This window comes from Pseudomonas sp. Z1-12 (genome assembly GCF_051132015.1).
Classification (GTDB): domain Bacteria; phylum Pseudomonadota; class Gammaproteobacteria; order Pseudomonadales; family Pseudomonadaceae; genus Aquipseudomonas; species Aquipseudomonas zanjanensis.
Window position 1 is genome coordinate 4,037,697 of the sequence record NZ_CP071647.1, and the last position, 12,740, is coordinate 4,050,436.

Sequence of the window (12,740 nt, forward strand, 5' to 3'; positions counted from 1 at the left end):
GACGGGACGGGCACCGACGTCCTTGCCAATCGCTTTGCGATAAGCGAGCCAGCATGGCATCGGTCTTGCCGGTGCCCGCAGGAATCTCGACCGTTGCAGTCGCCGCCGGAGACCACCCAGACGGAAGACAATCATTAACACCCAGTGGAGAACCAGATCCGGTCAAGGGCATTTTTGGCGCTCAGACTGGGTTGTTTGCCGGGTCGCTTCGCAGCGGTAACCGGCGGTGATGGTTATGAGTCTGGCCCCATCGACGCGTATGACAGGCATAATCCGTATGCCCATCTGAAGAAGTTTCGCCAGGCTCGCATGAATTTGACCGCTGCCACAGCCGAGGTTATGGCTTTGTTGGTGACAGAACGGCGCTCGGAAAACAATGGAATACCGCCAATGAGCGGGAGCGTATCACTCGCAAAAAATACTTGGTTTGATTGTCAGCTTGGCTGTCTGATAGGGTATTTCGGATAGTTTCGATAGCTACTTTTGGCTGAATGGGCCACCCGGTCCCGAAAATACTCAGCCGCCCCCGCCAACCTTTGGTTTCCGCCCTTCCCGCTGCTACGCTTTCGTCTCCTCGATTTGGAGTCGAAACAATGCCCACCGAATATTCACTTCTGATGTCCTTGAGCGGCTGTACCAAAATCAACTCGCCTTGGAGGCCGCGATAATGGAGCTGACCTTGAAGGTAGAAGGCCAAGGTACGACAGACACCGGCGAGAATGTCCGCGGTGCGCTGCAAATGATCGGAGAGAACGCCGGACATATCAAACAGGGCTTGGCTAAGCTGAGAGCCCAGGGTCACTGATTAGCGGATCCAACGCGCCGACGAGCTTGGCGGTTATACTACACAGCAGAAAGGCTGGACTCGCCGAAGTGTCAGATTCCCGCGCGCTGCGCGGCGACATCGTGGAGATACGGGCGCTCTCGCCGCTCGTTATGAAAAGCGGCGCACCTTGATAATCCTGCCCGAAGCTACCTTATGCTTGGGCTTGGCCACTCGAATAACCTTGTGCTGACCATCAGCCGTTGTTTCAACGAGCATGCCATCCCTGATTTCCATCACACTGAGTCCGGCAGCTAGCGTATTGATATAGGCCGCATTAATCGCCCCTTTCGCCATCGCTTGAATTTTCTCTTCCAGCCGGCTGACCAGTTCATCACACAGCGGTTCGTTGGCATTCATAATGGGCTCCACATCCTAGGCCAGCACGGAGCCAGCCATCGTGTTATTGCTGCGCTCCGGGACAAGCACTGTCCCTTCGTTGGAGTGCACGCAAGACGTATTTGGCCATCGACACTGCATAAACCGTCCACGGAACCATCGCCCCCCATAAAAGCCCGCCCTCCTCAGCAAGATCGAATGAATGGCAACTCCAGCCTCAGAGAGCGGCTTCCAGAGGTCACTGTTTGGTCTCCGCAGGGACACGTTGGACAGATCAACCAGGTGCAGCGGTTGGCTAACCTGGACGGCAGAATGCACCTGTCCAGTCAGCTTGCCTTTGTCGAAGCTCTTAAACCCAGCCGTATGGGGAACGTCGTGGAAGACGGTCTCCATCAAGGCGCAATCGACTGTCGTGCCCCCATACAAGGTGGGAATCGCCCGCCCCTGATCATCCTGAATCGGGCTGAAGCGTGCGTTGCCGTGCACACCAGGATTGAATTGAACAGGCTGATACTTATCCTGATGCACACGATGAAGTACATCGCCTTTGGCGATCACGGTAAAAGTGACGTGCAACGTAGCCGCAGGCACTGGGGTAACGGACGCCGCCAAATCCCTGGGAGGCGTCGCCCTACCCTCACTGGACTCGGTACGCTGCTTAGCCATGGACAACGCCCTGGATTTCATCCTGTGCGGCAGCAATCACCCGATCAGGCGCCGATGCCAACAGGTCCTGAGGCCTTTTGCCGCCCAGAAAGCTGTTATCTGAGCGGAACCAGTAAGCCATACCCCAGCCGTCCTTATGGCCAGCGAAAGCCTCAATAACTTTGGCTAATGGCTTGAACGGCCGATAGCCCGCATCCGGATCCAAGCCGTAACCCGGGAAGTAGTCGACCCCTCCGTGATGGATGGCAAAAATCTGTCCTTGTTTCTTCCACTTATTTGGCTGAGCACTGGGGTTGCGGGTACTCAGTTGGGCCACCTGCGCGATGTCTGAGGCGGCCAGCCAGTCACCGCTTTCCAACACCGCTTTGCGGGCTTGGACCAGCATTGCCGCTTCCTTGAGCAGGCGAGGCGAAGGCGGCTTATGCGTCACAAACACCTCGGCCAGTCGCTCCAGCGACTTCGGATCCTGACGCTCCTGCAGCACCTCATACATCGAGGAGGCCACATTGGCGAAGTTCTCCGCCAACGCCTCAAATACGCTGAGGTTGACCTGATCAAAAGACACGACCAGCACTCGGTCCGCATGCGAGCGGCTTAAGCTAGCCCGAGCCTCCTTAGGCGTACCGACCAAGGTGGAGACGCCCGACTGCTCTGTAACGCTCATGGAAATCTCCTCGCCAGTTATCTAAGCTATCTAATTCTAGCATAGTCTTGATAACCCTAGCTCCAGCCTAAGCTCCATTCATCCGGATGCATAGGTAGGTTTGAGTGGAGCACACCATGCTGTCGATCAGCACGGTGACTCTGGGACGAAAAGCCTCAGGATACGATCTTGGCTCTTCAATTATGCGAGCGAGCTCAAGACCAGTAATGGTAAACCGAGAGTTGGCATAACCCAGTTCAGCACTGCTTGAATTCCCAGCAGTCCACGACGTCAGATCGGGCGGTTCAGTCCCTACCCCCCTAGGGCTGAAGATCTGCATCACATCGTTTGGCATTGCGCTCAAGGCGTCGCTGATCGCGGGGATCGATACCCTTCGCGACCAGCGCCCTGGCGATATCACGCAGAGCGCGAGCATCGCGTAGACCTATTTCAGGATAAGTACCGAGCGAAATACGAGGCTGTTTGCCCGCCCAAGAAAAACGGAAGTGCCAGCTCTTGGTGCCTTTCGTATTCACGAAAAGCGCAAGGCCATCAAAGTCAGAAAGGGTGTAGTTTTTTGCGCGAGGTTTGGCGTGCCGGATCGCCGTATTGGTAAGGACCATTTTACTAACTCCACTCATATGAATGAAGAAGTGTTGTACCGTTTTCGGAGTGCCAAGCAGCTCTGAAAACTGATTTACCAAGCGTCGAATTGATGTACTAAAAAATGTACTAAAAAATCGTGGTTGTTGATGTATCAGAATGGACTTTACTGGAACGAAAAAAGAGACCAAAGCCTCTTTTTTTGATCTCTACATACTTCAATGGAAGTCTATAGAAAAATAATTGGAGCGGGAAACGAGACTCGTATCTGGCGTCCGACTCGTTGAAATCTAAGGGGTTTCTTTTCTTGCCAGAGCAGGAAAAGACTTGATTCTGGACTTGTTTTTTGAGGGTATCAAGGCACATCGCCGCTCAGTTAATCGTCATGGCAGCGGCGAACCCGATATCAGCAATGGGCAGACGTTGGGCGGAGTTAAGATCGAGGATTGGAGGGATATTTCTGGGTCACCGTCCAAGGCCTTAGGGCCAAGGACGGTGAAGATTTCAACGACCCGGTTTCCGGCGGATCATAAAACTGCTCCGCTTAAGTGACCAGCATTACGACGATGCGGCGCATTTTGTTTGGACAGCCCAATCTTGGGTGAGTGCCGCACTCAAACCGTATCTGCTCCAGCGTCATCAAACAGTTGCTTGTCGAGATTCAAGACCTTGTCCATCACCTCTTGAGGACTCCCCTTACCCTCAACGGTATGGGTCTTGTAGTTGAAATCGAGTGCTATCCAACCCTGCAACTTTGCCTCATAACTATTTGGGTACTGTGCCTGCTCAATAGCGGGCAACTCCTTATAGTGCTCAAGAGCTGCAGTAAAGAATTTCGTCAGCTTTCCGGTTTCATTATATTCAGCGATCGAATTGGCAACAATCTTTTGGCGCCAGGCATATTCCTGATCGGACGATTCACTCCACGCCGCGCGACGCTCGTTAATCGTAAAACTTCCACTGTCATCATAGATAATCAATGAGAGCTGATCGCTCGACATGCCCGCAAATGGATTTTTGCCACTGCCATTGACAAACTGCGTTGCATTGGCCGCACGAGCCAATAACACAGGATCCTGAGTGTCAGGCACCTCAGCATCATTAGCTTTTTTGTTGATAAAATAACCATCACCGGAAATCTTGCTCAAAAGCTCATTCGCTTTCGCGCCAAGCTCTTTCCTGCTCATACTCGAATCTCTAGCCGTTGCACGGGCGGCACTCTCACTCAACTGTAGAGAGAGTGAAGAAAGGCGACTGGTATCCTTATGACTACCAATACCAGCGCTTTCAGTTGCCACCTGAGTTTTCGTCAGCGATTCATTTTGGCTAGCCGTCACATTGGAAACCTGCGAACCAGAAAACGCATTTGAATTAATTGAACCGACCAAGATAATGTCCTCCCTGTTATCAGCCATTCCTGAAAACGTGGCTAGTAAATTTATTATCGGCAGCACTCAAAAAAACTGTAGTGCTTCACGATGAATGGACGAACAAAACCGGCGCAGGCCCAGCGGCATGGGCAGCCTTTGCGCAAGCAGCCAAACCGCCAGGCCCGGCTTGGGCCTTACTTCATGGTAAATTCAACAGACCAGGCGTAGGTGGAGATATTGGTCGACGTTACTTTCGCCGTACACACTGCGCCACCGCTAGGCGTTGCTGTATTGTTCCATTTTGGAATAGTCGAACCTCCTGAGCCGACTGTCCCAACATAGGTTGCCAGGAACGTGCAAGTCTTCCCGCCAATGGTGTAGCGCAGGTTCGCATAGTTGGCAATAGGCGAAAGATTGCTCTGAACAGTATAGGTATCAGCACCACCCGCCTTGACAGTAGTCACTGGCTTCGGGACCGAATTTACATTAGTCGTGGCTTCATTATTTGTAATAATCGTGTACGTAGCATCGGCGGCTCCAAGATTTTTGAAAGTAACAGCTACTGGAGGACCTGCCAGCGCTGAACCTGCCGCCAACATACCAACAGTCACCACCGACAAAACAGATTTCGACATCTTCATGCACTTATTCCTTTTGGTTTAAATTCCATACATACATTTTCATGGCGCAGCGAAACCCCTCCACACCACAACAACTCGATGAAAAGCAAAAACTCGCATATTATAGAAATATGAAAGTCCAGTCGCGCCTTTCCACCGAAGAAGATCAGCTCAGCCATCTAGATGATGAGAGAAATAATGCTCAAGGCGTATGACGTGCTCTTGCATCCCGCAAATACGACAAATCTTAGTGACACATACTACGATATCCCTATCAACAGCAAGACTGTATCATAAACTTTATGTTTGCAAACACTAATCCCAGCAATTTTGTTAAAACAACGAGGATCTCAACTCAACATATCCCGGCGCTAGATTTTCTACCTCAATGCCACCAGGCATGGCCCGCCCTGTCGTTACGACCACCTGACTTACTTTCTCAGACAAGGTGAGGCGATAGTTCACAATCGATTGTCCATGGCTGTCGCTAGACAGTGCCTCAAGCGGCACCACCAGACCACGATCACGGTGATAGGTGACAATTTGCAGCCTCGCACTCATACCAAGTCGCAATCGCTGCAATTGCTCACTCGCGATATCCTGTATGGAGGCGATCACCTCATAAAATGCGCCACCAGACGTGGCCTGCGCATCGACCCCCTGTACACCTACGCTCTCAATCTGACCATGCAGCACCATGCCACCGAAACCATCACCGGTAATTTCCACCGGCAGCCCCGCACGGAGTTGGTGAACATCGCTTTCCTCGACCCGTGCAACAACCTGCATCTGCTCGATATTGATCAACTCGAACAAGGGAACGCCTTGACCGACACGTTGGCCTTTTTGTACAAACGGTAGATTAGCGCCACTTCCCTGAGGCGTACGAGAACGGATCACCACGCCAGCGAACGGTGCGAGCACTTCTCGCTGTGCCTGCTGCTCAAGCAGCGATTGATAACGTGATTGGGCGTTGGCCCATTGCATCTGGACTATCTGAAGGTGTTCTTCGCCACCTTTTTTCAGGACTTCGCCGAGTTCCGACTGGGCAGCGGACAGATCTAGACGTTGCGACCTGACCTGCTGCTCGACTGCCTCCAGCTCCATCCGCGGCACAATCCCCTGGTCCAGAAGAACTCTGGTTTCTGCCAATCGGCGTTCGTTATCAGCCAAGGTGGACTGGACGCTGGAAAGCGTTCGTTTTGCCCGAGCGACATCCTGCCCCTGAGACCAGCTCTCGACTTCCAATACATTGCGCCTGGCGATCAGCTGCTCGGCCAAGGCGGAACGCAACTGGATATCCAGTTGCGTCGTCTCCAGGCTCAGCAAGCGTTGTCCACGCTCGACACGTTGACCTTCCTTTACCGCAACGTCCGCGACAATTCCCTCGAAAGGCGACGACATGGTTTGTTGCATCGCAGCCTCGATACGTCCGACAAGCCCCAGTCGATTTTCCAAAGGCTGATAGTCCACCTTGAACCAACTGACCGCCGCGACTTGCTCCCGAGGAAGCCGAGATATTGCAATCACCACCGCAACGACCGCCATCACCATACAAGCCGCCATTAGGAGCAAACGTACGTTGCGCCGACAAGCCAATCCGATTTCTTTAATCATTAAGGGCAATATCCCAGCTCGACAATGTGGTGCCCAATGCCTGATCCAGCAGCGTTCGCGCATTCAGGTAGGCTATGAGCGCATCAAGGCTCGTATTTTGTGCGTTACGAAAATCTGTCTCATAACTGATGACTTGAAAATTGCTGGAGCGACCGACCTGTAACTTCTGTCGTTCGATATCAAGCTTTCGGCGCGATAGATCCCGCGCACGCAATGAAATTTCATACTGGCGCCAGCGCGTGCCTACCGTGCGAACCGCGTTCGTGACATCTCGCTCAAGAGTCTGTCGAGCCTCGACTGCCTCAATCCCCTGGTTCTCCAAATTCACCTGAGCACGAACCACCTCCTGTCGACGATTGAGATCGCCAATCGGAATTTCGACCTGGATCCCCGCATAGCCCTCCCAGCGACGATCCGAACGGCGCCCTTCTCTATCAGGGTAACGATCACTGACCTGGCTTGCTCCGCCGACCAATGAGACATCCCACAGCTGGTTATTGCGGGCAACCGCCAGGTTGATGCCGGCCTGCTCATTTGCGATCAACTGCCCAAGGTAAGCAGGCTGTTGCTCCAATGCGGTATCGAGCGCCTGCACTCGACTGAGCTGAACAGGCGTTGCATCCAGCGTTTCTACCGCCTGGATACGCGACTCCAGATCTAATGCCAAAAGCTGAAGCAACTCCAGGCGATAGGCATCCAATTGATTTTGGGATTCTTGAACTCCCAGCTCCTGAGTGGCGTAATCAGCCTCGGTTTGCACAATCTCAAACTGAGCCATACGGCCGGCATTAATCATGGCTCTGTTTACGTCCAGTAACTGCTGTGAACGGCTTAACGCCTCTGTCGCGATATGCAACTGCTCTTGCGCGCGAAGTACATCACGGTAAGACGTGATGATTTGCGTGACGGTTTGCGCCACCGCCGCTTTCAAGGCAAGACGGTTCGTCAACTCGGAAAGCCTTGCTGAACGCATCGGCGCTGTCGTGACCTCCACTCCAGCCCCCCGAAGCAAGGGCTGTATGAGCGTAAACGTCGCACCATCGCTGCGGGTACGCCCGTCATTATTGCTATCGGTCGACTGGTTGGCCCAAGAGAGGCTTAGCCGTGTACCGAACTCCCCCAACAGAGTTGTCGTTGGCGACAATTGCCGGTAGCGTGAACCATCGCTTTCACTGCGCTCACCCCGATAGTCGCCCCTTAATACCAACTTGGGTGTGAACAGGTCCTCAGCAACGCGCAAATCGAACTTCTGCGCTACACGCTCAAGGTAGGCACTACGGATGGAGCGGTTGCTTCGCAACCCCAGATAGACAGCATCGGCCAACGTCAGATTGATTGTTTCAGCTCGCAACGACACAGGGATACCTGGCATCGATGCCTGAGACGGCGTGAGCGCGGCGAACACCGTCGACGCAGATAGCGTCCACAGCAGCCCCAGCAAGATCGAAAATCTCTTGTGCTCAATCATCTCGCAAGGCCTGAACCGGTTGCAGGCGAGACGCGGTAACGGCGGGATAGAGGCCGAAGAACAGGCCGATCAACAAGGAGCTTCCCACTCCCAACGGCAGAGACTCAATGGCCAAGGTAAATCGCCACCCTGAAAACCATACGAACAAAAAAGCTGAAAGCAGTCCGACAGCCGCCCCGACTAGTGAGCCCGTTACTGACAAACAGGCCGCCTCCAGAAGGAACAACATCCGAATGTCGCGTGCCCGGGCACCGAGGGCCATTCGCACGCCAATCTCGCGACGACGCTCAGAGACATTCATGAGCATCACATTCATCACGCCCGCCCCTCCGACCAGGAGGGAAATCCCCCCAAGACCGGCCAGCAAATAGGAGAATGTGTTGGATTGATGGGTAAGGCTGTCGATCAACTGTTGTGGCACGAGAACCTCAACGTCATGACCCTTGAGCACTTCTTCCAGATAAGTACGTAAGTCCTGTGCGCTTTCCGCGATCACTGCTCCATCGCGCACCTTGGCAATCACACTGCTGAGTTGTGGAGACGGCTGAAGCCGCCTCATGCTCTCTATCGGTATAAACAACGCTTCATCTATCTGAATCGGGATCAAGGGGTTCGGAGCCTGAGGTCGTGCAATACCAATCACTTCAAACAGATACCCTTCGATCTGAAGCTGCATACCCGCGATCAGCGGCCTGCCCGGTACACCGATTCCCAACTCATGAGCAACCTTGGCCCCTGCGACGATGTAGGTGGCCTGTTGATCGAAATCGGAAATAAAGCGTCCTTGAGCGAGTTTGAGATCCAGGGTTCTGGCCAATCCACCCGTCGTCCCCAAAACCACCGCGTCGACTGTTCGCCCTGCGTAACGAACTTGACCAGAATGAAATGTCGTTGGGGCCACTTGGGCGATGGCAGGGAGTTTTTTCAGCAGCAAGCGAGTGTCAAGCGTGGGCGGCAACGCTCGACTGTTGAGCGGCGAGAATGGAAACGATGCCACAATGCTCTCAGCCCCCATCCCCTTGAAAGCCGTCATCGCTTCATTCGCGGCGCTCTGACCGATGTTCAGCAGCGCAACAATCGCCGCGCAGCCAACTGCAATGCCCAGCATCGCCAACCACGAACGCCGTCCCAAGAGGCGCAGGCTGTCTAGGGACTCAATCAGTGTTTGCAGATGGCCCGGACCTTGACGATGAAGCGAACCTTCAAACATCCGTCATCGCTCGTCTGCTCGCAGATTCTTTCAGAATCCCGTCCTGTACCTGAAAACAGCGCTCAAGGCGTTCGGCCAACTGCGCATGGTGAGTCACCATGACTAGTGTCACAGCTTTCTCATCGTTGAGGCCGAGCAGCAGATTTATCACGTCATGGGCCGTTGAACGGTCCAAGTTACCCGTCGGCTCGTCGGCAAGAACTAATGAAGGACTGCCCACTAAGGCTCGCGCAATCGCCACACGCTGACGCTGCCCACCGGATAGGTCGGCGGGCCGATGATGAGCTCGATCGCCCAACCCCACACGCGCTATTTGGACCCGCGCGCATTCACGCGCTTCGCTGCGCGTAAAGCCCCGGTAGAAAAGAGGCAGGGCAACGTTATCGAGCGCAGTTAGGCGAGGAAGCAGATTGAAACTCTGGAACACGAAACCGATCTCACGGTTGCGTAGATGAGCGCGCTCGTCAGCCGTCGCCTCGATCATGTTGCGGCCAGCGAACCAGAACTGGCCGGATGCCGGACGGTCAAGGAGTCCTAGGATATTCAGCAATGTGCTTTTACCGGAGCCGGATGTACCGAGAATAGCGCACGTTTGCCCACGTCGAATATTGAGCGTCACATCGCGCAGAACGGGCATTTTTTGCCCCGCCATAGGATAAGACTGGCAGACATCGCTCATGGCGATGAGCGTATGTGTCGACTGTGGCTCCATGCCGGACCTCTTTTCTCCATTGTTCCAGCCGTCTGGCCAGAAATTTCGCGAAACGACACATCAGGGGGATGCGCTCCTGAGGCGAGAGTGTTTACCACAAAAATCGGAAAGAAGGAAAAAGCATCTCAACCGCACTGGTTTCCCCGCGATGACGACAACTCGAATCCGCTCTGCCAGATTGAGCACCGTGTCGAACACAGTCGAGTCGCCGGTCAAGCTGCGTGACGGCTTGATTGGCTCACAAAGCAGGCTGACCTCGCGCCGCATGCTCAGCATCTGCGGCAACCGCAGCAGAAAACCAGATTCAAACGCATCTTTTGAGGATCATCTGGGCGATGACGTTTCCGACTCTGAGCCAGCGCCCGCCGTAAGCGGTAACGATGGGCCGTCAAGCCAAGTCTCAGCACAGCGAACGCCACTCATCCATCCAGCTCATCAGCGCGAACATTATGCAACAAGCAATAACTGCGGAATGCTTCACGCACATTGTTGCGCAACAATATGTTGTCCCACGGCTTGGTATAGACGCGATAAATCGCACCACGATTCATTGCCTCCACAATTGATTCCCGGCAGGTGTCTCCAGACAATATTCGGAAGGTATCGGGATACAGTTCCTTGACGCTGTCGAGGAACACCCCACAGTTACCGTTCTGGATCGGTAAGCGCTGATTGCACAGAAGGATCTGCACCTCGTTAAGTGCCAGCAATTCAAACCCCTCGGCGGCCGACTGCGCGGTCAAAATACGGTAGCCATCCTGGCGCAGCAAGCGTTGCAAGGGAGCCAGCATGTGGGGTTCATTGTCTACCAGCAGCAATGTCTTGTGCCGAGTCCTCCGTGTGCCAGCAGGTAGCAGCAAATGCTGTTCGTCCCGTAGCATTTTCTCCATTTGCGTCACCGGCAGCGGCGGGCTGAAATAGAAGCCCTGGATATAGTCGCAATGGTGGCGTCGCAAATACATCATTTGTGCATCCGTCTCGACACCCTCGGCGACCACATCGAGCTTCAGGCTATGGGCCATCTGGATAATGGCCAGCACAATGGCCGCATCGTCTGGATTAGTCGCTACGTCACGGATGAAGGCGATGTCAATTTTCAATTTGTCGATAGGGAAACGCCGTAGATAAGCCAGGCTGGAATAGCCAGTCCCGAAATCATCAATGGAAATCTGTACACCTAGATGCTTCAGATTGCGTAAGGTCCCGATCGTGCGCTCGGTGTTCGCCATCAACGACGTCTCTGTCAGCTCCAACTCCAGCAGGTCAGCCGGGATATCGTTCTCGCGAAGCGATGAAGGCAATGATGAAGAAAAAATCCGGGGCGATCGTGAACATCGCCTCCTACGCCTCGTATTTTGCCTTCCCCGGCACCGCCGCCTACACCGCCTCCAAAGGCGCCCTCGCCCAACTGACGCGCACCCAGGCACTTGAAGCAATCGAGCACGGCATCCGGGTAAACGCCATCGGCGTCGGCGACGTGGTGACCAACCTGCTGAACCATTTCATGGACGACGGCCGCGGTTTCCTGGAAGAGCACGGTAAATCGGCACCCATCGGCCGGGCGGCGGCGCCAGAGGAAATTGCTGAAATCGTCTGCTTCCTCGACTCCGAACGCGCCAGTTTCATCGTCGGTTCGGTGGTCATGGCGGACGGCGGCATGAGCATTCCCGTCGGCTGATGTTTGTTTTGATCCACGCGGTGCGGCGTTGTCTGCACCGCGTTTTTTATGGAGACCGCGATTACAAACTCATCGGGACCGGGCTCACTTGCGATAGTGGCTCGGCGTCACGCCCACTTGGCGTTTGAAGACTTGGGAGAAATGGCTTGGGCTGCCGTACCCCACGTCCAGGCCGATATCGATAATGCTGCGATCCGTCTCTAACAGAAGCTGCCGGGCACGGGCCATTCTCAATCGGATAAAAAACTGCGAAGGCGAATGCCCCGTAGCTTTCTTGAACAGCCGGCTGAAGTGGAACTCGCTCATGTCAGCGGCTTCGGCTAACGCCCGCAAGCTGAACTCTTTTTGCAGATTGCCTTCCATGTCCGTCAATACGCGCCGCAATTTATAAGCGGGCAAGGCATTGCGACGGGCGATATCGTCCGCCGAATTGTCCAGGTACTCACGGGCAAGGTGAACGGCGAGGCATTGCGCGAGGCCTTGCAGAAAGAGCGCGCTGCTGCCATGGCGAATGGTCAGTTCCGTGCGGAACTGTTCCAACAGCATGGACAGCACCTCATCACGGCCACCCGACACCTCGCGCAAACGGACAGCACCAGGGCCGCCGAGCGTCTCCTCGATGGCTTTCTCCAGCAGCGCGATGCCCAGGTAGATATGCATCACGACAAAAGCGTCTGCGCCAGACACGCTCCAGCGCATTTCGTAGGGCTCAGCCGATGTGGTCAAAAAGAAATCGCCCTTGGACACGACGCTGGTTTGCCACTCACCGCCCAGGGTACGTTCCTGCACCGCCGCGGTTCCCGACATGATCCATACCAGCAAGGGCTCAGCGACGGCCGGGACGATAAAGCTTTCTTCCTGGGGCTCGCGGTTGAATATCTGCACCAACACGTCGCGGCCGGCCAAATCATCCGAAGCCGCCAGGCGCTCGCCGCGAATGTAAGTCTCCAGTCCTTGGGGCGAGGTTCGTTCTATTGGTTTCATGTCATCA

General features: G+C 54.5%; 11 protein-coding genes and 4 pseudogenes. 3 read left to right on the top strand and 12 right to left on the bottom strand.

Annotated elements, in window-relative coordinates:
• The first annotated feature begins 593 nt into the window (after positions 1–593).
• Positions 594–805 (top strand): annotated as a pseudogene (locus J3P85_RS17015) (hypothetical protein).
• Between the two features lie 129 nt (positions 806–934).
• On the opposite strand, the gene J3P85_RS17020 reads toward J3P85_RS17015, so the two are convergent.
• The 4 genes and pseudogenes from J3P85_RS17020 to J3P85_RS17035 all read right to left on the bottom strand — a co-directional run.
• A complete protein-coding gene (locus J3P85_RS17020; protein WP_434702568.1) occupies positions 935–1,183 on the bottom strand; it encodes a hypothetical protein in 249 nt (82 codons plus the stop codon).
• A gap of 15 nt (positions 1,184–1,198) precedes the next feature.
• Positions 1,199–1,849, bottom strand: a complete 651-nt coding sequence (locus tag J3P85_RS17025) for an RES family NAD+ phosphorylase (protein ID WP_434702569.1) — start codon at positions 1,847–1,849, stop codon at positions 1,199–1,201.
• Positions 1,821–2,492, bottom strand: a complete 672-nt coding sequence (locus J3P85_RS17030) for a hypothetical protein (RefSeq protein WP_434702570.1) — start codon at positions 2,490–2,492, stop codon at positions 1,821–1,823. Before J3P85_RS17030 ends, J3P85_RS17025 begins: the two co-directional genes overlap by 29 nt.
• A 335-nt stretch (positions 2,493–2,827) precedes the next feature.
• Positions 2,828–3,094, bottom strand: a pseudogene (locus J3P85_RS17035) (Arm DNA-binding domain-containing protein); the annotation flags it as partial.
• A gap of 344 nt (positions 3,095–3,438) precedes the next feature.
• Here J3P85_RS17035 and J3P85_RS17040 point away from each other — a divergent pair.
• Positions 3,439–3,626, top strand: a pseudogene (locus tag J3P85_RS17040) (IS4 family transposase); the annotation flags it as partial.
• A gap of 62 nt (positions 3,627–3,688) precedes the next feature.
• On the opposite strand, the gene J3P85_RS17045 reads toward J3P85_RS17040, so the two are convergent.
• The 7 genes from J3P85_RS17045 to J3P85_RS17075 form a co-directional block, all read right to left on the bottom strand.
• On the bottom strand, positions 3,689–4,489 hold the full coding sequence (locus tag J3P85_RS17045) for a hypothetical protein (RefSeq protein ID WP_434702571.1): 801 nt from the start codon (positions 4,487–4,489) through the stop codon (positions 3,689–3,691).
• Positions 4,490–4,638: 149 nt separating this feature from the next.
• Complete coding sequence (locus J3P85_RS17050) at positions 4,639–5,085, bottom strand: hypothetical protein (protein ID WP_434702572.1); 447 nt, start codon at positions 5,083–5,085, stop codon at positions 4,639–4,641.
• 312 nt (positions 5,086–5,397) lie between these two features.
• The gene (locus J3P85_RS17055; protein WP_434702573.1) at positions 5,398–6,681 is read right to left on the bottom strand and encodes an efflux RND transporter periplasmic adaptor subunit; all 1,284 of its coding nucleotides are present in this window, start codon (positions 6,679–6,681) and stop codon (positions 5,398–5,400) included.
• Positions 6,674–8,149: a TolC family protein gene (locus J3P85_RS17060; protein ID WP_434702575.1), complete on the bottom strand. Its 1,476-nt coding sequence runs from the start codon at positions 8,147–8,149 to the stop codon at positions 6,674–6,676. The genes J3P85_RS17055 and J3P85_RS17060 overlap by 8 nt, the downstream gene beginning before the upstream one ends.
• The gene (locus J3P85_RS17065) at positions 8,142–9,359 is read right to left on the bottom strand and encodes an ABC transporter permease (protein WP_434702576.1); all 1,218 of its coding nucleotides are present in this window, start codon (positions 9,357–9,359) and stop codon (positions 8,142–8,144) included. The genes J3P85_RS17060 and J3P85_RS17065 overlap by 8 nt, the downstream gene beginning before the upstream one ends.
• Positions 9,352–10,071, bottom strand: a complete 720-nt coding sequence (locus J3P85_RS17070) for an ABC transporter ATP-binding protein (RefSeq protein WP_434702577.1) — start codon at positions 10,069–10,071, stop codon at positions 9,352–9,354. The genes J3P85_RS17065 and J3P85_RS17070 overlap by 8 nt, the downstream gene beginning before the upstream one ends.
• Before the next feature lie 419 nt (positions 10,072–10,490).
• The gene (locus tag J3P85_RS17075; RefSeq protein WP_434702578.1) at positions 10,491–11,372 is read right to left on the bottom strand and encodes an EAL domain-containing protein; all 882 of its coding nucleotides are present in this window, start codon (positions 11,370–11,372) and stop codon (positions 10,491–10,493) included.
• On the opposite strand from J3P85_RS17075, the pseudogene J3P85_RS17080 reads away from it, so the two are divergent.
• Positions 11,351–11,749 (top strand): annotated as a pseudogene (locus J3P85_RS17080) (SDR family NAD(P)-dependent oxidoreductase); the annotation flags it as partial. The gene J3P85_RS17075 and the pseudogene J3P85_RS17080 sit on opposite strands and share 22 nt — an antisense overlap.
• An 84-nt stretch (positions 11,750–11,833) precedes the next feature.
• Here J3P85_RS17080 and J3P85_RS17085 read toward each other — a convergent pair.
• Positions 11,834–12,733 carry a helix-turn-helix domain-containing protein gene (locus tag J3P85_RS17085; protein WP_434702579.1) on the bottom strand — a complete coding sequence of 300 codons (900 nt, stop codon included), beginning with the start codon at positions 12,731–12,733 and terminating at the stop codon, positions 11,834–11,836.
• Between the last annotated feature and the right edge of the window lie 7 nt (positions 12,734–12,740).